General features: G+C 70.8%; 23 protein-coding genes. 2 read left to right on the forward strand and 21 right to left on the reverse strand.

Annotated elements, in window-relative coordinates:
• Positions 1-48: 48 nt before the first annotated feature.
• On the reverse strand, positions 49-1,158 hold the full coding sequence (gene rlmN, locus ABD250_RS00895; RefSeq protein ID WP_179525453.1) for a dual-specificity RNA methyltransferase RlmN: 1,110 nt from the start codon (positions 1,156-1,158) through the stop codon (positions 49-51).
• 86 nt (positions 1,159-1,244) lie between these two features.
• Between rlmN and ABD250_RS00900 the strand changes: the two genes are divergently transcribed.
• Complete coding sequence (locus ABD250_RS00900; RefSeq protein WP_179525454.1) at positions 1,245-1,676, forward strand: LapA family protein; 432 nt, start codon at positions 1,245-1,247, stop codon at positions 1,674-1,676.
• Between the two features lie 48 nt (positions 1,677-1,724).
• Here ABD250_RS00900 and ABD250_RS00905 read toward each other — a convergent pair whose 3' ends face one another.
• From ABD250_RS00905 to rpsB, 5 genes are all read right to left on the reverse strand, one after another.
• Positions 1,725-2,603 (reverse strand): phosphatidate cytidylyltransferase, encoded by an 879-nt coding sequence (locus tag ABD250_RS00905; protein WP_182658326.1) that lies wholly within the window; start codon positions 2,601-2,603, stop codon positions 1,725-1,727.
• A 46-nt stretch (positions 2,604-2,649) separates the two neighbouring features.
• Complete coding sequence (gene frr / locus ABD250_RS00910; RefSeq protein WP_182658325.1) at positions 2,650-3,207, reverse strand: ribosome recycling factor; 558 nt, start codon at positions 3,205-3,207, stop codon at positions 2,650-2,652.
• A 48-nt stretch (positions 3,208-3,255) separates the two neighbouring features.
• Positions 3,256-3,981, reverse strand: coding sequence for a UMP kinase (pyrH, locus tag ABD250_RS00915; RefSeq protein ID WP_107747435.1), 726 nt, complete (start codon positions 3,979-3,981; stop codon positions 3,256-3,258).
• A 239-nt stretch (positions 3,982-4,220) separates the two neighbouring features.
• On the reverse strand, positions 4,221-5,045 hold the full coding sequence (gene tsf, locus ABD250_RS00920; RefSeq protein WP_179525458.1) for a translation elongation factor Ts: 825 nt from the start codon (positions 5,043-5,045) through the stop codon (positions 4,221-4,223).
• Between the two features lie 205 nt (positions 5,046-5,250).
• The gene (gene rpsB, locus ABD250_RS00925; protein ID WP_259848222.1) at positions 5,251-6,147 is read right to left on the reverse strand and encodes a 30S ribosomal protein S2; all 897 of its coding nucleotides are present in this window, start codon (positions 6,145-6,147) and stop codon (positions 5,251-5,253) included.
• 399 nt (positions 6,148-6,546) lie between these two features.
• Between rpsB and ABD250_RS00930 the strand changes: the two genes are divergently transcribed.
• Positions 6,547-7,146, forward strand: a complete 600-nt coding sequence (locus tag ABD250_RS00930) for a M23 family metallopeptidase (protein WP_182658349.1) — start codon at positions 6,547-6,549, stop codon at positions 7,144-7,146.
• A 21-nt stretch (positions 7,147-7,167) separates the two neighbouring features.
• Here the strand turns inward: ABD250_RS00930 and ABD250_RS00935 are convergent, their stop codons facing one another.
• The 15 genes from ABD250_RS00935 to ABD250_RS01005 form a co-directional block, all read right to left on the reverse strand.
• Positions 7,168-8,136, reverse strand: a complete 969-nt coding sequence (locus ABD250_RS00935) for a tyrosine recombinase XerC (RefSeq protein ID WP_259848221.1) — start codon at positions 8,134-8,136, stop codon at positions 7,168-7,170.
• Positions 8,137-8,187: 51 nt separating this feature from the next.
• Complete coding sequence (gene dprA, locus ABD250_RS00940) at positions 8,188-9,387, reverse strand: DNA-processing protein DprA (RefSeq protein WP_259848220.1); 1,200 nt, start codon at positions 9,385-9,387, stop codon at positions 8,188-8,190.
• On the reverse strand, positions 9,387-10,904 hold the full coding sequence (locus ABD250_RS00945; RefSeq protein ID WP_259848218.1) for a YifB family Mg chelatase-like AAA ATPase: 1,518 nt from the start codon (positions 10,902-10,904) through the stop codon (positions 9,387-9,389). The genes dprA and ABD250_RS00945 overlap by 1 nt, the downstream gene beginning before the upstream one ends.
• Before the next feature lies 1 nt (position 10,905).
• Positions 10,906-11,346 carry a YraN family protein gene (locus tag ABD250_RS00950; RefSeq protein WP_375544390.1) on the reverse strand — a complete coding sequence of 147 codons (441 nt, stop codon included), beginning with the start codon at positions 11,344-11,346 and terminating at the stop codon, positions 10,906-10,908.
• Positions 11,347-11,452: 106 nt separating this feature from the next.
• On the reverse strand, positions 11,453-11,758 hold the full coding sequence (locus ABD250_RS00955; RefSeq protein ID WP_007632861.1) for a DUF2469 domain-containing protein: 306 nt from the start codon (positions 11,756-11,758) through the stop codon (positions 11,453-11,455).
• Positions 11,755-12,432, reverse strand: a complete 678-nt coding sequence (locus ABD250_RS00960; RefSeq protein WP_182610317.1) for a ribonuclease HII — start codon at positions 12,430-12,432, stop codon at positions 11,755-11,757. Before ABD250_RS00960 ends, ABD250_RS00955 begins: the two co-directional genes overlap by 4 nt.
• Positions 12,429-13,223: a signal peptidase I gene (gene lepB / locus ABD250_RS00965; protein WP_182610318.1), complete on the reverse strand. Its 795-nt coding sequence runs from the start codon at positions 13,221-13,223 to the stop codon at positions 12,429-12,431. Before lepB ends, ABD250_RS00960 begins: the two co-directional genes overlap by 4 nt.
• 62 nt (positions 13,224-13,285) lie before the next feature.
• Entirely contained in the window at positions 13,286-13,627 is a 342-nt protein-coding gene (gene rplS / locus ABD250_RS00970) for a 50S ribosomal protein L19 (protein ID WP_017836979.1), read from the reverse strand.
• A gap of 163 nt (positions 13,628-13,790) precedes the next feature.
• On the reverse strand, positions 13,791-14,591 hold the full coding sequence (gene trmD, locus ABD250_RS00975; protein ID WP_179525469.1) for a tRNA (guanosine(37)-N1)-methyltransferase TrmD: 801 nt from the start codon (positions 14,589-14,591) through the stop codon (positions 13,791-13,793).
• Positions 14,588-15,121 (reverse strand): ribosome maturation factor RimM, encoded by a 534-nt coding sequence (gene rimM / locus ABD250_RS00980; protein WP_182639168.1) that lies wholly within the window; start codon positions 15,119-15,121, stop codon positions 14,588-14,590. The genes trmD and rimM overlap by 4 nt, the downstream gene beginning before the upstream one ends.
• A 35-nt stretch (positions 15,122-15,156) precedes the next feature.
• On the reverse strand, positions 15,157-15,399 hold the full coding sequence (locus ABD250_RS00985) for an RNA-binding protein (RefSeq protein WP_179525471.1): 243 nt from the start codon (positions 15,397-15,399) through the stop codon (positions 15,157-15,159).
• Between the two features lie 5 nt (positions 15,400-15,404).
• Positions 15,405-15,914 (reverse strand): 30S ribosomal protein S16, encoded by a 510-nt coding sequence (gene rpsP / locus ABD250_RS00990; RefSeq protein WP_182639169.1) that lies wholly within the window; start codon positions 15,912-15,914, stop codon positions 15,405-15,407.
• A gap of 212 nt (positions 15,915-16,126) precedes the next feature.
• Entirely contained in the window at positions 16,127-17,710 is a 1,584-nt protein-coding gene (gene ffh / locus ABD250_RS00995; RefSeq protein WP_182658264.1) for a signal recognition particle protein, read from the reverse strand.
• Between the two features lie 64 nt (positions 17,711-17,774).
• Entirely contained in the window at positions 17,775-20,150 is a 2,376-nt protein-coding gene (locus ABD250_RS01000) for a [protein-PII] uridylyltransferase (protein WP_182658265.1), read from the reverse strand.
• Between the two features lie 189 nt (positions 20,151-20,339).
• Complete coding sequence (locus ABD250_RS01005) at positions 20,340-20,678, reverse strand: P-II family nitrogen regulator (RefSeq protein WP_182610323.1); 339 nt, start codon at positions 20,676-20,678, stop codon at positions 20,340-20,342.
• Positions 20,679-20,697 lie beyond the last annotated feature (19 nt).

A 20,697-nucleotide genomic window follows, 5' to 3' on the forward strand; every position in this document is an offset into this window, starting at 1 on the left:
TGATCGGGGACGGCCCGGGCTCACCTCACGGTGATCGGCCCTCGGAGCTCAGCCTTCGGCGGCGAGCTGGCCGCAGGCGGCGGCGATCTCCTGCCCACGGGTGTCCCGGACGGTGCAGGAGACACCGGACTGCTGGACCGCGGCGACGAACGCGTCCTGCTGGGGCTTCGGGCTGGCGTCCCACTCGCTGCCCGGAGTCGGGTTGAGAGGGATCAGGTTGACGTGGGCCATGGGCCCGAGGCGCTGTACGAGCAGCCGACCGAGCATCTCCCCGCGCCACGTCTGGTCGTTCACATCGCGGATCAACGCGTACTCGATCGACACCCGCCGGCCCGTGGCGTCGGCGTAGTGCCGCGCGGCGTCCATGACCTCGGAGACGGGCCACCGGTTGTTGACCGGCACGAGGGTGTCGCGCAGTTCGTCGTCAGGGGTGTGCAGCGAGACCGCCAGGGTCACCTGGAGTCCCTCCTCCGCGAGGCGATGGATCGCGGGGACGACTCCGACCGTCGAGACCGTGACCGAACGCTGGGACAATCCGAACCCGGACGGCGGCGGCGAGACGATCCCCCGGACAGCCGTGAGGACCCGCTTGTAGTTGGCCAGCGGCTCACCCATCCCCATGAACACCACGTTGGACAGTCGTCCCGGGCCGCCGGGGACCTCGCCGTCCCGCATCGCCCGGGCGGCCTCGCGCACCTGCTCGAGGATCTCGGCGGCCGAGAGGTTGCGGTCGAGCCCGGCCTGGCCGGTGGCGCAGAACGGGCACGCCATGCCGCACCCGGCCTGGCTGGAGATGCACAGCGTCGCCCGGTCCGGGTAGCGCATGAGCACGCTCTCCACCAGCGAGCCGTCGTGCAGCTTCCACAACGTCTTGCGCGTGGTGCCCCCGTCGGCGGAGATGTGCCGGACCGAGGAGGCCAGGCGCGGGAACAACTCGGAACCGATCTGTTCACGCAGACCGACCGGGAGGTCCGTCATCTCCGCGGGGTCGGCCTCGAGTCGTCCGAAGTACTGGTTGGCGAGCTGCTTCCCCCGGAAGGCGGGGACCCCCAGTTCGCTCATCGCCGCAGCCCGGCCCTCTGCGTCGAGGTCGGCGAAGTGACGAGGCGGAAGACCCCGGCGGGGGGCGTCGAAGACGAGGGGTAGTGGTTCAACCATGATGGCTGCCATTGTGTCAGAAACCGGACCGCACGACACACCGCCAGCGGATGCCGTCGGCGCCGGTGAGGGAATAGAGTCCTCCCATGGCCACGCGTTCGCACGAACCAGTTGATCCCCAGCACACCGACCACACCGCCGGAGCAGCGGAGATCGCGCCGGTCGAGGACACCCACGCCTCGGCTCCTGCGACGGTCCCCGCCGGGGACTCACGCGGTGGACGCGGGAGCCACGACGACGACGTCATGGACACCCACGGCGGCAAGCTGGGGTCGGCCTGGGTGGGACTGGTCCTCGGCGCCCTGGTGACGATCCTGTTGCTGATCTTCATCGCGCAGAACACCACGTCCACGGGCGTGCGGTATCTGGGGCTGGAGTTCAGCCTCCCCCTGGGGGTCCTGATCCTGTTCGCCGCCATCGCCGGCGCGCTGATCATGGCGCTGTTCGCCGGATTCCGGATCCTGCAGCTGCGGATGCGCGCCCGGAAGGCGCGCAAGGTGTCGGCCCGCCACCACTGAGGGGTGTCGTCCCCACGGCCGACCGCCGGTGAGCGCGCCCCCGCACGCTCAGGTCGGGACGACGTAGGTGAAGATGATCCACACCACGACGGCGGTGGGCAGGACCGAGTCGAGGCGGTCCATGAACCCGCCGTGACCCGGCAGCATGGTGCCCATGTCCTTGATGCCGAGGTCACGCTTGACCTGTGACTCGATGAGGTCGCCCAGGGTCGCCGTGAAGACAGTGAGGACGCCGAGCAGGACGCCCTTGAGGAAGTTGTCGTCGAACAGCAGCACCACCACGAGCGCCCCGCCGATGATGGCGAACACCATCGATCCGGCGAAACCCTCCCACGACTTCTTGGGGCTCACCGCGGGCGCCATCGGATGTCTGCCGAACAGCACGCCGGTGACGTATCCCCCGACGTCCGAACACACCACCAACAGGATCAGGGCGACGACTCGCTGCGCCCCGTGGTCGCCGTCCGCGAGCATGGCGCCGAGAGCGCCCGGGACCGCGATCCACACGAGGACGAACACGGCGACCGAGACGTCCCGGAAATAGTTCTGTGGGGCCGTGGTCAGTCCCGCCATCAGGAGGCGCCAGACCAGGACCAGGACGGTGGTGGCGGCGAACGCGGCGAAGGCGCCCTTTGCCTCGGCGAAGAACCCGGCCCAGACCATCGCCTGTCCACCGAGGAGCAGGGGCACCAGTGGGAGGCGGAACTGCGCCTGCCGGAGCCGCTTGAACACCTCCCAGGTCCCGATGGCCACGGCACCGGCCGCGACCAGGTACCAGGCCCTGGGGTTGAACGCGATGCTCGCGATCACCAGCGCCCCGAGCCCGATTCCCACGGGGATGGCGCGGGTCAGGTCCCTGCCCGCCCGCGACGGCGGAGCCGCGGCCGCGGCGGTGGGCCCGGGTGGGCCGGGCGGGGCGGTGTCCACGGCATTCTCCTCGAGTCTCGGGGGTGGGTCGGAAGGTGATGGAAGATCAGACCTCCATCAGCTCGCCTTCCTTGGCCTTGACGAGCTCGTCCACGTCTGCCACGAAGCGATGGGTGAGCTTGTCGAGTTCCTTCTCGGCGGCGTTGACCTCGTCCTCGCCCGCCTCACCGTCCTTGACGATGCGCTTGAGCTCGTCCATCGCCTTACGCCGGACGCCACGGAGCGCGATACGCCCGTCCTCGGCCTTCGACTTGGCCTGCTTGACCAGATCGCGCCGGCGCTCCTCGGTGAGCTGTGGGACCGTCACGCGCAGAACCTGGCCGTCGTTGGTCGGGTTGACGCCGAGATCCGAGTTCCGGATGGCGTTCTCGATCGGACCGATCTGGGACATCTCGTACGGCTTGATGATGAGCATCCGGGGCTCGGGCACCGCGATACTCGCCATCTGGGTGATGGGGGTCAGGGTCCCGTAGTACTCGCAGAGCACCCGGTTGAACATGCCGGGGTTGGCGCGACCGGTACGGATGGCGGCGAGCTCGTCACGGACGTGCTCCACGGCCTTCTCCATCTTCTCCTCGGCCTCGAGCAGGGTGTCGTCGATCATGTGTTGTCTTCCGTTCTCTACGTGGATGAGGGGCGCGGATCCCGCGCCTCAGGCCGGGCTGCTGACCAGGGTCCCGATCTCCTCACCGGCGACGGCGCGCGCGATGTTGCCCTCGGTGAGGAGGTTGAAGACCAGGATGGGCATCTTGTTGTCCATGCAGAGGCTGAACGCGGTCGTGTCGGCGACCTTCAGTCCCCGTTCCAGGCACTCGCGGTGCTCGATCCGTGCGAAGAGTTCGGCGTCGGGGTTGGTCCGCGGGTCGTCCGAGTAGATCCCGTCGACGGCCTTGGCCATCAACAGCACCTCGGCCTTGATCTCGAGCGCCCGTTGGGCGGCTGTCGTGTCGGTGGAGAAGTAGGGCATTCCCATGCCCGCGCCGAAGATCACCACACGCCCCTTCTCCAGATGCCTCTCGGCACGAAGGGGGATGTACGGTTCCGCGACCTGACCCATGTGGATGGCGGTCTGCACCCGCGTGGACACGCCCTCCTGCTCGAGGAAGTCCTGCAGCGCCAGACAGTTCATGACGGTGCCGAGCATCCCCATGTAGTCGCTCCGTGCGCGGTCGAGGCCACGCTGCTGCAACTGGGCGCCGCGGAAGAAGTTCCCGCCGCCGATGACGATCGCGATCTGCGCGCCCGTGCGGGACACCTCGGCGATCTGCCTGGCGACCGACTGGACCACATCGGGGTCGATCCCCACGCCGCCCCCGCCGAACATCTCTCCGCCCAGCTTGAGCATCACACGCTTGTAGCCGTCCCGCGGGTCGGTCATCGCTCTCCTCGTCCCGGACGGATCACGCCCGTCTCGTGCGTCAACGCCCCCGACGTCGTCGTCGAGAAGCCGTACGGCCCTTGGTGGGACCTCGTCTATTCTGCCCTATCGCCACCGCCGCCACACCGCAGCCCGCGCGCCCGCGTACGGGGCCGGTCGGACACGCGCCGACGGCGGCACCCGGGAGTCCGGGTGCCGCCGTCGGAGGAGTACCCGCGAGCGCGGGTACCAGGGGCGGATCAGGCCTGGCCGACCTCGAAACGGAGGAAGGCCGTCACCGTGGCGCCGGCCTCGGTGAGGAGCGCGCCGACGGTCTTCTTGCTGTCGGTGACGGACGGCTGGTCCAGGAGGACGACGTCCTTGTAGAAGCCGTTGAGACGACCCTCGACGATCTTCTGCAGAGCCTGCTCGGGCTTGCCCTCCTCGCGGGCGGTGGCCTCCGCGATCTCGCGCTCCTTGGCCACGATCTCGGCGGGCACCTCGTCGCGCGAGACGTACTGCGCCTTGAGCGCGGCGATCTGCATGGCGGCCGAGCGGGCGGCGGCCTCGGCGGACTCGCCCTCGCCCTGGTAGGCCACCATCACGCCGACGGCCGGCGGGAGGTCGGAGGAGCGCTTGTGGAGGTAGACCGCGACGGGGCCGTCGAGCTTGCCCACGCGACGCAGGACCAGCTTCTCGCCGGACTTGGCGGAGAACGAGACCACCGCGTCGGCGACCGTCGACCCGTCGAGCTCGGCGCCGTTGAGGGCGTCGAGGTCGGAGATGCCCTGGGAGGCGGCGACGTCGACGATCTTGTCGGCCAGCGCGATGAACTCGGCGCTCTTCGCCACGAAGTCGGTCTCGGAGTTGAGTTCGATCATGACACCGTCCTTGACGGCGACGAGGCCCTCGGCGGTGGTGCGCTCCGCACGCTTGCCCACGTCCTTGGCGCCCTTGATACGCAGGACCTCGACGGCCTTGTCGAAGTCGCCGTCGGTCTCCTCGAGTGCCTTCTTGCAGTCCATCATCCCGGAGCCGGTGAGCTCACGCAGACGCTTGACGTCGGCAGCGGTGTAGTTCGCCATGGTGGGGCGACCCTCCTAAAAAGAGTTCGTGATGTGTCGGAAGTTGTTGACGTCGGCCGGCGGGCGCGATCGACTCCACCCTAGACGCCTCGGCGCCGGGGGACCCTCGCCCACCGTCACCGACACGTCGGGCCCGGCCCCCGGGAGATCCCGCGTGGGGATCGTGGGCGGCCGGGCCCGACGTGCTCGAGCTGGTGGTGGGAGATCAGGCCTCGGTGGACTCGGCCGCGGGGGCCTCCGTCGCAGCGGCCTCGGCCTCGGCCGCGGGGGCCTCGGTCGCGGTGGCCTCGGCCGCGGGGGCCTCGGCTGCCGTCTCGCCCTCGGGTGCCGCGGTCTCACCGGTCACCTGGTCGAGCTGCTCGGCCTCCCACTCGGCGAGGGGCTCGGCCTCTTCGCCGGTGGCCTTGCCCGCCTGTGAACGGGCCTTGAGGCCCTCGGCGACGGCCGAGGCGATGACCCGGGTCAGGACGCTGACCGAGCGGATCGCGTCGTCGTTGGCCGGGATCGGGTAGTCCACGAGGTCGGGATCACAGTTCGTGTCGAGCAGGGCGACGACCGGGATGTTGAGCTTGCGTGCCTCGCCGACGGCGATATGCTCCTTGTTGGTGTCGACGATCCACACGACGGACGGGACCTTGGTCATGTCCCGCATGCCGCCGAGGGTGCGCGCCAGCTTGGTCATCTCACGCGTGAGCATGAGAATCTCCTTCTTGGTGCGTCCCTCGAATCCACCCGACTGCTCCATCGCCTCGAGCTCCTTGAGGCGGATGAGGCGCTGGTGCACGGTCTGGAAGTTGGTGAGCATGCCGCCCAGCCACCGCTGGTTGACGTAGGGCATCCCGACCTTCGCGGCCTCTTCGGCGATGGCCTCCTGGGCCTGCTTCTTGGTGCCGACGAACAGGACCGTGCCTCCGTGGGCGACGGTCTCCTTGACGAACTCGTACGCCTGGTCGATGTACGTGAGCGTCTGCTGAAGGTCGATGATGTAGATGCCGTTGCGGTCGGTGAAGATGAACCGCCGCATCTTCGGGTTCCAACGACGGGTCTGGTGACCGAAGTGTGCGCCCGCGTCGAGCAGCTGCTTCATGGAGATGACTGCCATGGAAGTGTTGAGGGGCTCGTCCGGCTTGGAAGCAGCCGGACCGCGAGGCCCTCGTCCTCGCTTTCTGGTGTGTATCGGGTTACGCCCGAGAAACCGGGTGGTCTCGGGCCCTGGTGACCGCAGCGGACCGAACCCCCGACGAGCAGGGGCACCTACGGGTCCGGTGTCCGGTGAAGCCGGGGCTGTGAGGCCCCGGGTCCGGATGCACCTCCCGAGGGAGGTGCAGGACACGCGAAGTCAATCGACGTCAGTCGACCGCATCGGCAATCATAACCCGCCCGCGCCCGCACTCCAACACGCGATCGATAGCCGTCCCGCCCCTGTGGAAGGTCGTGGACCTCCTCCACAGCGGGGCCTGTCGGTCGGATTCCCCGCCGCGTCTCCGGGTGTACTCGATCCATGAGCCCCCCGACACCGACCGCCGCGACGCCGCGCCTCCGACCGTCGGTGATCGCCACCGCGGCCGCGACGGTGGCCGCGGCCGTCGTCGCGACCCTCGTCGTGGTCCCTCCCGCCACCGCCGTCCCGGATCCCCCTCGCCGGGACCTGAGGAGGCCGCTCCCCGGTCCGGTGGCGGTGGTGACGCCCTTCGACCCTCCCGCCGAGCGCTGGCTGGCCGGCCATCGGGGGGTGGACCTGGCGGCGCCACTCCTGACACCGATTCACGCACCCGCCGGCGGCACGGTGCTGTTCGCGGGCCCTGTCGGCGGTCGTCCGGTGCTCTCGATCGACCACGGCTCGGGACTGCGCACGACCTACGAACCGGTGCGGGCCACCGTGCGCACCGGGGACGGCGTCACCACCGGGGATGTGGTGGCGCACCTTCTCACCGGCCACGCCGGGTGTCCCGTCGACTCCTGCCTCCACTGGGGCGCGCGCCTGGCCTCGGGTGGGCCGTCGGGAAACGACGACGACTACCTCGATCCGCTGAGCCTGTTGGCGGTCGAGGACAGGCCGATCCGCCTCAAGCCGACCCTTCCCGGCGACGGGTTCGGCTGACCCCTCCACGGACCGAACCTGTCAGGCTCTCGGATGGGCGCCCCGGTAGGCGGCACGGAGGCGTTCCGCCGAGACGTGCGTGTAGATCTGGGTGGTCGCCGGAGTCGAGTGACCCAGCAGTTCCTGGACGTGGCGGAGGTCGGCTCCACCCTCGAGCAGGTGTGTGGCGCTGCTGTGACGCAGGGCGTGGGGCGAGACCTGCGGCGATCCGGGGGTGGCGGCCGTGACCTCGTTGACCACCCGGCGCGCGGCCCGGGGGTCGAGGCGGCCTCCGCGCGCCCCCAGGAGCAGCGCCGGACCCGAGGCGGAGGTGGCCAGCGCGGGCCTGCCGCCGTCGAGCCAGGCGCGCAGTGCACGCTCGGCGGGCGGGCCGTAGGGGACCGCGCGTTCCCTGTCGCCCTTGCCGGTCACCCGCAGGAGCCGGCGCCCGGTGTCGACGTCGTCCACGTCCACTCCGCAGAGCTCGGCCACGCGGACACCGCACGAGTAGAGCAGCTCCACGACCAGACGATCACGGAGGGCGATCGGATCGCCCTCTGCGGCCCCGAGCTCGGCGGTCCGGATCGTCTCGGCGGCCTGGGCCCGATCGAGGACCTGTGGGAGGTGACGTCGCGCCCGGGGTGCCTCCAACCGGGCCGCCACGTCCGTGGGGAGCACACCTCGGCGACAGGCCCACGTGCTGAACGACCGGGCGGCGGCCACCCGCCGGGCGATGGTCGACCGGGCCGCGCCGGCCACGACCTGGGCGGCCAGCCACCCCCTGAGCGCCGGCAGGGTGAGGGCCGCGGCGAGATCGGTCGCCGTGTCCGGCCCGTCGCCGTCCGCTCCCAGATAGGCGACCAACGCACGGACGTCGGAGCGGTAGGAACGCGCGGTGGCCTCTGAGCGCGACTGGCCGGTTCTCAGATCCCGGACGTAGTCGTCGATGACGTCCTCGAGCGGAGACCGGGGCCCGTCGTGACCGTCGTCCGCACCGCCCGGATGTCCCATGGGTACCAATTGTCACGTGCGTCACCCTGGCGCGCAAGCGCGTCGACCGCTTCACGTGACGGGGATCGTCAGCTGGACACCGCCGTCCCCGGATCTGCGCCACCCTTCCGGACCGCGGACCGCCGCGCCCGCGGACAGCAGCCGGCCCAGTACCGCGCGAGTGACGGTCGGCGCCGTCCCCGCGGACGCCGCGATCTCGGCCGGCGCGGATCCGCCGGTGACGGGCAGCGCCTCCAGGATCCGACGGGTCACGTCGTCCAGCCCGTCCCAGGAACTCAAGTGCCCGGTCGGCGGCGCGGCGGTCTCCCCCATGTCGCCGGCCAGCTCGATCAGGTCGGCGGTCCTGCCGACCAGGACCGCTCCCCTGTCCCGCACGAGCAGATGGCACCCCACCGAGGCGACCGACGTGACCGGTCCGGGGACTGCGCCCACCGGACGGTCCAAGGCCGCGGCCCACGCCGCGGTACTCAACGCGCCGCTGCGAGCGGCCGCCTCGACCACCACCGTCGCCCGGGACAGGGCCGCGATGAGCCTGTTCCGGTCGAGGAACCGGTACCGGGTCACCCCGGTACCGGGAGCCTGCGCCGAGACCACCGCCCCCGACTCCGCGACCGCTCTCAGCATCCCGTCGTTGCCGCGGGGATAGAGCCGGTCGACGCCACCGGCGAGCACCGCGATCGTGCACCCACCTGCACCGAGGACCGCGCGGTGAGCGGCCGCGTCGATGCCGAACGCGCCTCCCGAGACCACCGTGAACCCCTCTGCACAGACGCCCGAGGCGAGATCCGCGGCCACGGCACGACCGTACGGCGTGGGCGCGCGGGTGCCCACCACGGCAACGGATCGTCCCAGCGACAGGGCGGGATCGGCGGTCCCCCGCCACCACAGGCCCAGCGGGCGCAGCGCGGTCGCGACCCCGCCGTGGCCGCCCCGGCGTCGACCCCTCGGTCGGTCCAGCGGTTCGAGGGCGTGTGCCGGCCACCCCGGGTCCCCGGGGACCACCAGATGGGCGCCGACCTCGCCGGCGGAATCCATGAGTGCCGCGCCGTCCACGCGGTCACGTCGGGACGCCGACTGCTCCGCGAGCGCCTCCGGCACCCGCGCCACCCTGATGCGGTCGCAGGCCTCGATCGGTCCGACCTCGTCCACCAGATCCCACAGTTCCGCCGTCGGCCGTTCCGTCACCGCCCCCAGGTACGCGTAGGCCCGGCGGACCTCCGGGGTCACCACCACGCCGTCACCGCCGTCCATCAGTCCTCCCCCCTCAGCACGAGTGCCTCGGACACGTGCGCTTCCCCGGGGACCCCTGCGCCGTCGAGATCGGCGACCGTCCACGCCAGCCGTAGGCACCTGTCCACCCCCCGGGGCGACAGCACCCCGAGCGCCAGGGATCGGTTGAGCGGTCGCAGTGCGCGGGGGTCGAGCCCACGCACCGTGCGCAGCACCCTCCCGGGGACGTCGGCGTTCGCCCGGGCGCCCGCGGCATCCGGACACGCCGCCCACCTCTCGGCTGCCGCCCCCCGGGCCCGCGCGACCCTGGCACGCACCACTGCGCTGTCCTCCTCCTCGCCGACCGCGAACAGACCTGACCCCAACGGCAGGGTCCGGGCCAGGATGTCCACCCGGTCGCGCAGCGGGCCGGTCAACGACTTGCCGTAGCGGCGGCGCGCGTCGGGGGTGCAGGTGCAGTCGGAGGGACGCGGTGAACCACAAGGGCAGTCGTTCGCCGCCATGATCAGTTGGAATCGTGCGGGGAACACCGAGACCCCGTCCCGGCGCGCGATGCGCACCTCCCCGTCCTCGAGCGGAGTCCGCAGGCTGTCCAGAACCCGTCCCGGGAACTCCGCGCATTCGTCCAGGAAGAGCACACCCCGGTGCGCGAGGGTAGCGGCCCCCGGCTTGGCGGTGTTGTTCCCACCGCCGACGAGCGCTGCCGCCGACGCGGTGTGGTGTGGGGCGACGAACGGCGGGCGCCGGAGCAGCGGGTCGTGGTCCGACAGGCGGCCCATCACCGAGTGGATCGCCGTGGCCTCGAGCGCCTCCCGCTCCCCCAGATCCGGTAGTAGACCGGGCAGACGCCGGGCCAGCATCGTCTTGCCCGTCCCGGGCGCCCCCCGCAGGAGCAGCGCGTGCCCCCCGGCCGCCGCGACCTCGATCGCGCGCCGGCAATCGTCCTGGCCGTGGACCTCCGCCAGGTCGACCCCGTCGTCCGTTCCCGCGGCCGGCGGTTCCGGGGCCACGGTGACCAGGTCGCCGACGCCTCGGCTCCATGCCGCCAGCATCGCGAGGGACTCCACCCCCGCCGTATCGATGCCGCCCACCAACCTGGCCTCCGCCAGATTCCCGGCCGGCACGATCGCGCGCCGGAGACCGGCGTCCCGCGCCGCGAGCACCGCCGGCAGCACCCCACGGACCGGGCGGACGCGACCGTCGAGCGCCAACTCACCGACCAGCAGTGTGCCCTCGAACCCCCCGGCCGGTAGCTCGCTCGACGCGGTGAGGGCCCCGATCGCGAGCGCCACGTCGAATCCCGATCCGCGCTTGGGCAGCGCCGCGGGCGACAGCGAGAGCACCACCTTCCCGGTCGGCCAGGACAGGCCCGAGTTGACCACCGCCGCCCGCATCCTCTCCCTGGACTGCATGACCGCGCCGTCACCCATCCCCACGATGCTCACCCCGGGAAGTCCGCGCCCCACATCGGCCTCGACCTCGACGAGCTGGCCACCGATCCCCGAGAGGGTCACCGCCCACGTCCGTCCGAGCGCCATCTCAGAACACGTCCTCGAACAGTTCCAGCCTCGGACGGGAGGGGTCCGCGAGATCCACTCCGATCACGTCGAAGCAGACCTGACGCCAGGGACCCGGGTTGGCCGCCAGCCACTCCCGTGCCAGCGTGCGCAGACGGCGCCGCTTGACCGCGGTCACCGATTCGGCCGGCGTCCCGAACCCGGTGCCGGTCCGCGTGCGGACCTCGACGAACCGTAACCGGCCCGCGGCGTCCAGGGCGACCAGGTCGAGCTCCCCCGTCCGGCTCCGCCAGTTCCGGCTGATCACCGCGCCCCCACGCGCCTCGATCAACCCCGCCGCATGCGCCTCCCCGATCGCCCCGGTCCGTCGGCGACCGTCACCCCCGTGCGTGCCGGTGGGCGATCCCGCCCTGTCCCCCGCCATCCCGAGCCCCTCCCCGGCGGCCCGGTCCGTCCGGGCCACCGCGGCTCACCCTGCACCACGACACCGGCCCGATCCGCTGGACGCGGATCGGGCCGGGAGCACCCTGTGGAGGCGCCGGAGGCTGTGGAGGACCAGCCGCCGGGTACTACTCCGGGAGGCGGAGTTCGGGCTTGTCGAGCTCCTCGATGTTGACGTCCTTGAAGGTCAGGACCCGCACGTACTTCACGAAACGGGCAGGCCGGTACATGTCCCACACCCAGGCGTCCGACATCCGGACGTCGAAGTAGACCTCACCGTCCGCGGACCTCGGGATCAGTTCGACCGCGTTCGCGAGATAGAAGCGCCGCTCCGTCTCGACGACGTAGGTGAACTGACCGACGATGTCGCGGTACTCGCGGTACAGCGAGAGCTCCATCTCGGTCTCGTAGTTCTCCAGATCCTCGGCGCTCATCTAGTGCTGCTCCTCGAATGCGCCTGGGCGGCGCGACGGACGTTGGCGTACGACATCCGGTGGATGTCGCTGGGACCGAGCTGCTCGATCGCCCTGGCGTGACCCGCGGTGCTGTACCCCTTGTGGGCGGCGAACCCGTAGCCCGGGTACCTCGGGTCGAGGTCCACCATAATCCGATCGCGGGTGACCTTTGCGAGGACACTCGCGGCGGCGATGGATGCGACGACCGCGTCGCCCCCGATCACCGCCGTGGACTGGCATCCGAGCCCGTCCACGGCGAACCCGTCGGTGAGGACGAAGCCGGGTGCCGGGTCGAGAGCGGCCACCGCACGACGCATCCCCTCGAGGTTGCACCGGTGCACACCCCGCTCGTCGATCCGATCGGGCTCGATCACCACCACGGACACGGCGGTCGCCCTCCGCAGCACGGCGTCGTGGAGCCGTTCCCGGGTGGGCGGGGACAACTTCTTGGAGTCGTCGAGGTCGGCGAGATCCGGGGGGAGGCGGTCACCCAGAACGCATGCCGCCACCACCAGCGGACCCGCGCACGACCCGCGTCCGGCTTCGTCGACCCCGGCGACCGGCCCGAGGCCGCGCCGTCCCAGGGCCGCCTCGAGTGCCAGCCGTCCGTCACGCCGGGTCACCCTGACCCGGCCCGGTCGGACCGGGCTCACCCCGCGTGGATGTCCGGCGAGGGGACGGACCCGATCCGGTTGAACGGGAGGATGATGGCCTGCACCTTGCCGATGACGTTCCCCCCGGGGACGGTGCCCTGGAACTCGTCGCCCATGTGGTAGCGGGAGTCGGCGGAATTGCCCCGGTTGTCACCCATCACCCAGTAGTTTCCCTCCGGGACGGTGACCGGTCCGAACGCGCAGTTGAGCGGGTTGCGTTCGAGGGCGGGATCCGCGTTGAGGTACGGCTCGTCCAGGGGCTCGCCGTCCACGAGGAGGCCACCGTCCGGCGAGCACCCGCCCACGGTCTGACCACCCACGGCGACCACGCGCTTGACCATGTCGTTCTGGTCGGGTGGGACGATGCCGATGACCCCTCCGACGTCCTGCAGGGTCCGTATCACCGGGTTGTCAGAACGGATGGACTGGTATCCCTGGTTCCAGGAATCCGGCCCCTCGAACACCACGACGTCCCCGGGCTGCGGATCGCCGAACCGGTACGAGATCTTGTCCACGAAGATCCGGTCACCCGTGCAGCCGGCACATCCGTGCAGCGTGGGCTCCATCGACTCCGACGGGATCTGGTAGACCCGCCCGACGAAGGTCTGGAAGACGAACACCAGCACCAGCGCGATCACCACCAACATGGGGATCTCGATGTACCAGGGCTGCCCCTTCTTCTCGGTGGTCCGCGCGTCGCGTCGACCCCCACCCACGCCTCGAGCCGGGTCCCCGTCTTCTCGGGGGCCCGGCTCGGAGGGGTTCTGTCCGGGTGATTCGGTGCTGCTCACCCGGACGAGCGTAGTCGATCGGCCACCGCACACGGCGGCCGAGTCCGACCCGCTCTATGCGCTCAGCGCTTCTCCTTGATCTTCGCGGCCTTGCCGCGGAGGTTGCGGAGGTAGTACAGCTTGGCGCGACGGACGTCTCCGCGGGTCAGGACGTCGATGTGGTCGATGGTGGGCGAGTGGACCGGGAAGGTGCGCTCGACGCCGACGCCGAAGGAGACCTTGCGGACGGTGAAGGTCTCCCGGACGCCACCGCCCTGGCGGCGGATCACGACACCCTTGAAGACCTGGACGCGCTCCTTGGAGCCCTCGATGACCTTGACGTGCACGTCGAGCGTGTCGCCGGGGCGGAACGCCGGAATGTCGTCGCGGAGAGACTTGTTGTCGATGAAGTCGAGAGTGTTCATTGTGTTCCTCGGATGTCAGGAATTGAGGACAGAGGACCCTGGCGCCCGCCTCCCGGCGGGACGACCGGTTCGTGCCCGGATCAGCGCGACCGTCCGCGGACGCACGGATGCGCCCGGATGATCAACCTCGCTAGTGTGCCATTCCCGGCCCGCCCGCCCCAAATCAGCCCGCGCGGGGCGTCCAGCCGACGGAGGCGAGCGTCTCCAGGTCCGCCGGACGGAGATCTGCGCCGTCGAGCAGCTCAGGTCGGCGCTGCGCGGTGCGTCGCAGTGACTCGTCTCGCCGCCACCGCGCGATCTTCGCGTGGTCGCCGCTCCTGAGCACCGCGGGAACCGGCCGTCCCCGCCACTCCTCGGGTCGGGTGTAGCTCGGCCCCTCGAGTAGCCCGTCGGAGAAGGAGTCCTCCTCGTGGCTGCGTTGGTTGCCCAGGACTCCCGGCAGGAGCCTGACGACGGCCTCCGCCATCACCAGGACCGCCACCTCTCCCCCGATGAGCACGTAGTCGCCGATGCTCACCTCTTCCACGTCCATCCGTGTGGAGGCCTCGTCGATCACCCGCTGGTCGATCCCCTCGTATCTGCCGCAGGCGAAGAGCAGGTGACCGCGACGGGCGTACCGGTGGGCGTCGTCCTGGGTGAAGGGCCGGCCGGCGGGAGTGGGCACGATGAGGAGAGACCGTTCTGCGGAGTCGTCCGCGGGCGGGGGTACCAGCTCGTCGAGAGCCTCACCCCAGACCGTCGGCCTCATGACCATGCCGGGGCCCCCACCGAACGGGGTGTCGTCGACGGACCGGTGCACGTCGTGGGCCCACGCACGGAGGTCGTGGACCTCGAGATCCAGGATTCCGCGATCGATGGCCCGCCCGGGCAGCGCCAGACGGAGCGGGGCGAGATAGTCCGGGAACGCGGTGACGACGTCGAGCCGGAGTCGCGGAGCGGGAACCGTGTCGTCGGTCCCCGTCACGAGGTCCCCAGATCGAGTAGTCCCTCCGGTGGGTCGATGACGCACGTACCGGAACCCAGGTCCACCTCGGGCACGATCCGGGTGACGAACGGCACGAGCGCGTCCGCACCGTTTGCGAGGCGCACCGCGAGCAGTTCCCCACCCGGCGTGTGGACGACCTCGGTGACCTCACCGAGTTCTGCCCCACCGGTGTCGAGGGCCCGCAGGCCCACCAGTTGGTGGTCATGGAACTCGTCCGGATCCCCGGTCTCCGGCAACGCCTCGGAGTCCACGAGCAGGAGCATCCCGCGCAACTCGTCGGCGGAGTTGCGGTCCGAGACGCCCTCCAGGCGCACGAGAAGCCGCCCGGAATGATCCCGGGCGGCTTCTACGGTGACCTCTCGGTCCGTGACGTTGTTCCCCTTGCCGGTGCGGCCCAGCAGGCGCTCGCCCACCGCGAAACGGTCACGGGGCGAGTCGGTCCGCACATCCACCACCAGCTCACCGCGGACTCCGTGGGATTTGACGACGCGGCCCACGACGAGTTCCATGGTGTCCTTCCGGTGCGGGTGGGTTCCGAGTGGGACTAGCGGTCGGTGTCGACCACGTCGACCCGCACGTCCGGCCCGCCGACGGCGGAGACGATCGTCCGGATCGCGGAGGCGGTACGGCCGCCGCGGCCGATGACGCGTCCGAGGTCCTCGGGCGACACGGTCACGCGGATCACCGTGCCGCGCCGACCGCCGCTCGACCTGACGGACACCGCGTCGGGATCCGACACGATGCCGCGGACGAGATGGTCGACGGCGTCGACGACCATGTCACTCATCGGACTCAGGCCTCGGCGTTCTCGGCGTCGGGCGACCCGGCCTCGGCGGACTCGGCCTCGGAGGCCTCGGCGGCGGCCTTCTTCGCGTCGTCCTCGGCCTTCTTCGCCTCTTCGGCCTTCTTGGCCTTCTCGGCCTTGCGCTTGGTGGTGATGGCCTCGGCGGACGGCTCGCCCTGGGCCTCCTCGAGCGCCTTGTTGAACAGCTCCAGCTTGCTGGGCTTGGGCTCGGCGACCCGGAGGGTGCCCTCGGTGCCCTCGAGGCCCTTGAACTTCTGCCAGTCGCCGGTGATCTTGAGGAGCGCCTCGACGGCCTCGGTGGGCAGGGCGCCCACGCCGAGCCAGTACTGCGCACGCTCGGAGTCGATCTGGATGAAGCTCGGCTCCTCCTTGGGGCGGTAGAGCCCGATCGTCTCGATGGCGCGTCCGTCGCGGCGGGTGCGGGCGTCGGCCACGACCACCCGGTACTGCGGGTTACGGATCTTGCCGAGGCGGGTGAGCTTGATCTTGACGGCCATGTGGCGTCTCGCTTTCTCTTGCGGGTCACGTGGCGATTCAGCGACTCCCGCACCTGTTGCGGGGCCCGGTTTCGCCTTCCGGGTGACCGCCGTTCGGCGCGGGCACCCGTTCGCGACCAGCACGACGGGACCCACCGGTGACGGCGTCCAGCGCACCAGTCTAAACGCCCCGCCACCGCTGGTACCAATCGGTGCCCGCGCGGCCGACCGGGTCAGCGCTTGGGGAACTTCAGGTCGTTCAGATCGATGCCCTCGAGTCCCGGGGGGAGCTTGTCGAGTCCGGGCGGCATCTGGGACAGATCCGGCATCCCTCCGGGGGGCATCCCCGGCATCCTCGGCATCCCCGGAGGCATCCCCGGCATCCCACCGGGCATCATTCCCCTGTTCTTGGGCTGGGTCGGCCCGCGGCCCTTGCCCTTGCCCTTCTTGCCCTTGCGCTGGTTCTTCCGGCCGGCTCCGGGCATGCCCATCTGACCCGCCATGCGGCTCATCATCTTGCGGGCCTCGAAGAACCGGTCCACCAGCTGGTTGACGTCGGTGACCGTGACACCGGAACCCTTGGCGATGCGCTGGCGGCGGGATCCGTTGATGATCTTCGGATCGGCACGCTCCTCCGGCGTCATCCCCCGGATGATCGCCTGGATACGGTCCAGGTACTTCTCGTCGATGTCGCCGACGGCCGCCTTCATCTCCTTGCCCCCGGGCAACATTCCCAGCAGGTTTCCGATGGGGCCCATCTTGCGGATCATCAGCATCTGGTCGAGGAAGTCCTCGAGCGTGAGCTCCCCCGAGCCGATCTTGGCCGCGGTCTTCTCCGCGTCCTTGGCGTCGAAGACGGTCTCGGCCTGCTCGATGAGCGAGAGCACGTCGCCCATGCCGAGGATCCGGCTCGACATGCGGTCGGGGTGGAAGACGTCGAAGTCCTCGAGCTTCTCGCCGTCGGAGGCGAACATGATCGGGGTGCCGGTGAGCTCACGGACGCTCAGCGCGGCGCCGCCACGGGCGTCGCCGTCGAGCTTGGTCAGGACGACGCCGGTGAAGCCGACCCCCTCGCGGAAGGCCTCCGCGGTCATCACCGCGTCCTGGCCGATCATCGCGTCGAGGACGAAGAAGGTCTCGTCCGGCTGGACCGCGTCACGGATGCCCCTGGCCTGGGCCATGAGCTCCTCGTCGATACCCAACCGGCCGGCGGTGTCGACGATCACGACGTCGTGCATCTTGGCACGGGCGTGCGCGAGGCCCCGCTGGGCCACGGCCACCGGCTCCTGCACGCCGACGACCTCGCCGTCTCCCCCGACGGACGTGCCGGGATGGGGTGCGAAGACCTGCACGCCCGCGCGCTCGCCGACGATCCGGAGCTGGTCGACCGCACCCGGCCGCTGCAGGTCGCACGCGACGAGGAGCGGGGTGTGACCCTGGCCCTTGAGCCAGTACGCGAGCTTTCCCGCCAGAGTGGTCTTACCCGCACCCTGCAGACCGGCGAGCATGATCACCGTCGGGGGTTGCTTGGCGAACTCGATGCGCCGCGCCTGGCCACCCAGGATCGCGGTGAGTTCGGCGTCGACGATCTTGACGACCTGCTGCGCGGGGTTGAGGGCCTCGGACACCTCGGAGCCCTTGGCCCGTTCCTTGACGCGCGAGATGAACGTGCGCACGACGGGGAGGGCGACGTCCGCCTCGAGCAGCGCCAGGCGGATCTCGCGCGCCGTCGCGTCGATGTCGGCGTCGCTGAGCCGCCCCTTTCCGCGCAGGTCCTTGAGCGCACCTGCCAGGCGATCGGACAAGGAATCGAACACGGCTACAGCTCCCTGGGTCGCGGGCCGGGGGCGTGGTGGCCCCGGCGTCGTCGACGACGACTGCTCACAGGGTATCGGCACGCCCGACGCCGGGCGTGGCGGGATCGCGCCGGGGCAGTAGGGACTCCACCTCCGTGGCCGTGCTGAGTACCGCTCCGGGGCCTGACAGGGCGAAGACGTCCTCGACCGCGGCGCCGCGGGTCCGCACCACGACCCAGTCGATCCTCGCCCCCTTGCCCAGGATCGACGCGATGACCTTGGCGAACAACCCCGGTCTGTCCTCGGCCCGCACCTCGAGCAGGATGCCGTCGGCATCCGTCCGTCGATTGACCAGGACCGAGGACCTGGCCTGGGGCGGTCCGATCAGGCGGGAGGCGTTGCGTGCGAGCGCGGCCCTCAGCGAGGCCGACACCCCGGAGTCTACCGCCCGGCGCAGGTCCTGGCGGAGGACCTTCGGGTCGACGGGGTCGCCGAAACGGGTGGACACCGTCATCCTCGCGCGTACCCCACCGGGTGGGCGCAGGTCGATCTCCGCGTCGACGATCTCCAGCCGGTGCGCGGCGAGGACCTCGGCCGTCACCGCGAGGGACTTGCCCGAGCCCGGGACCACGAGGGTGATCTCGTGATTGGTCCCCGTCCCGGCGGGGCGCAGGTCCACCACGACGTCGGGGGGGCCGTGCGGCCGGGTGGCGTCGACGGTCGGCGCCTCCACCGCGCCGGGTTGCGACCCCATCCGGTCCCGGCACGCATCGACCAGCATCGCGTGTGCCCTGGCCCTGCCCGGGGTCCAGACCGTCGGCCCTGTGGCCAGCGAATCGGCCTCGGTGAGCGTGGCGAGCACGTCGAAGGCGGTCGCGTCCCGGTCGAGCGTGGCCAGCACGGAGTCGGCCGTCGCCGGGTCCGAGGGGTCACGCCTGGTCGCGGTCACGGCCAGCAGCAGGTGGTGCCGGACGATCCGGACCAGGGTGTCGACGTCGTCGGGATCGAGCCCCATCCGTCGCACGATGGGGCCGACCATCTCGGCGCCCGTCTCGCTGTGATCGCCCTCGCGACTCTTGCCCAGGTCGTGCAGCAGCGCCGACAACAGGAGCAGATCCGCCCGCGCGACCGAGGTGGTCAGCCGGGAGGCCTCCACGGCGGTCTGGACCAGGTGACGATCGACGGTGTAGACGTGAGCCCGGTCCCTGGCGGGCAGATCCCTCACCTCCGACCACTCGGGGAGCATCCGCTCCCACAGCCCGCTCCGGTCCAGCGCCTCGACGACCGGCACCTGGCCCTCGCCGGAGCCCAGCAGGACGAGGAGGTCCGACAGCGCCTCGGCGGGCCACCGACCCTCGGGGACCGGCGAACGCTCCACCAGTACCCCGAGCGTCGAACCGGCCACGGGGAGCCCGAACCGGGCCGCCGCCGCCGCCACCCGTAGTGGGAGCCACGGGTCCTCGGTGACACGGGCGTTCCTCGCGAGTGCCACCTCACCGGCGTGCTCCACCACGCCGTCGTCCAGTGGTCTGCGGACCGGCGATCTGCGGAGCAGCCCGGTCAGACCGCGGGAGGACAGCGACGCGCACGAGCCACGGATGGCCTGATCCGCGGTGAACGCGATGGTCCGGGAGGCGTCGCTGAGCGCACGGGCGAGGTCGAAGCGATCCCCCAGCCCGAGCGCCTGTCCGACCTCGTCCCCGTACTCGGCGTGCAGCACCTCCCGGGGCCGCCCGCTCACCCGGTGGAGCTCGGTCCGCGCGTCGAGCACGAGACGGTGCGCGGTCGTCAGCCCTCCGGGGACGACCGGTCGTCCGTCGCTGAGGTGTGCCACGGCGAGCGCGGTGACCAACTGCGAATCCCGCAGACCGCCCACGCCGTTCTTCAGATCGGGTTCGCTCCGGTGCGCGATCACCCCGGACCGCTGACGCCGGGCCACCGCGGAGGCCACGAGATCGTCGAACCGGGAGGCGATCTGGTCACGCCACTGTCGCCGGGCGCCGTCGACCACGAGCGCGCCCAGGTCCGCGTCCCCGGCGATCACGCGGGCGTCCAACAGACTCAATCCCACCGAGACGTCCGCAGCCGCCACCGCGAGACACTGGTCCACGGTCCGCACACTGTGGTCCAGGCCCACGCCCGAGTCCCACAGGGGATACCACATGGCGTCGGCGAGCTCACCGACGTCGCGGTCGGGTCGTCTCTCGTGCACCAGCACCAGGTCGAGATCGGAGTACGGGAGCACCTCACGCCGGCCGAGCCCGCCGAAGGCCACCAGGGCGAACCCGGACCCCGGGCCGATCCCCGCCTCCTCCGCGAGCCGTCCGAGTTCCATCTCGTACAGCTCGCACAGTGCGTCCCGCAGGTGCGGCGCGGGGAGGTCGGCCGACGTGGCGGAGAGGATCTGCTCGCGTCCGTCCCGCAGCGCCATGGCCCGCTCACCGTCCCCCGTGAGGCTCACGTCGTCCCTCTTTCCCTCATGAGTGTGTCTCCAGACTGTCGGTGCCGTGTCACCTCGCAGCGGCCACGGTGTTTCGCTTCTGTGAACGCCCGTGCACGTGCACCGAGAGCGACGGTGAGGCACGGGGAATGACGGAGAAGCGCGGTCGGCCCCGGGTCCGGGGTCGACCGCGCCTCGTGGTGTCGTCGATCAGATCGCGGCGTCGCCCGCCTCGCCCGTGCGGACCCGGACGATGCTCTCGACGTGGGTCACCCAGACCTTCCCGTCGCCGATCTTCCCGGTTCGCGCGGCATCCACGATCAGTTGGACGACGGTGTCGGCGGTCTCGTCGTCGACGACCACCTCGACCCGGATCTTGGGGACGAAGTCCACGGCGTACTCAGCACCGCGATAGACCTCGGTGTGACCCTTCTGGCGGCCGTAACCCTGGACCTCACTGATGGTGAGACCGTGGATTCCCGCCTGTTCGAGTGCTGCCTTGACGTCGTCGAGCGTGAACGGCTTGACGATCGCGGTGACGAGCTTCATGTCAGGGGTTCCTTTCGCA

This window comes from Dietzia cercidiphylli, assembly GCF_039531545.1.
Lineage (GTDB): Bacteria > Actinomycetota > Actinomycetes > Mycobacteriales > Mycobacteriaceae > Dietzia > Dietzia natronolimnaea.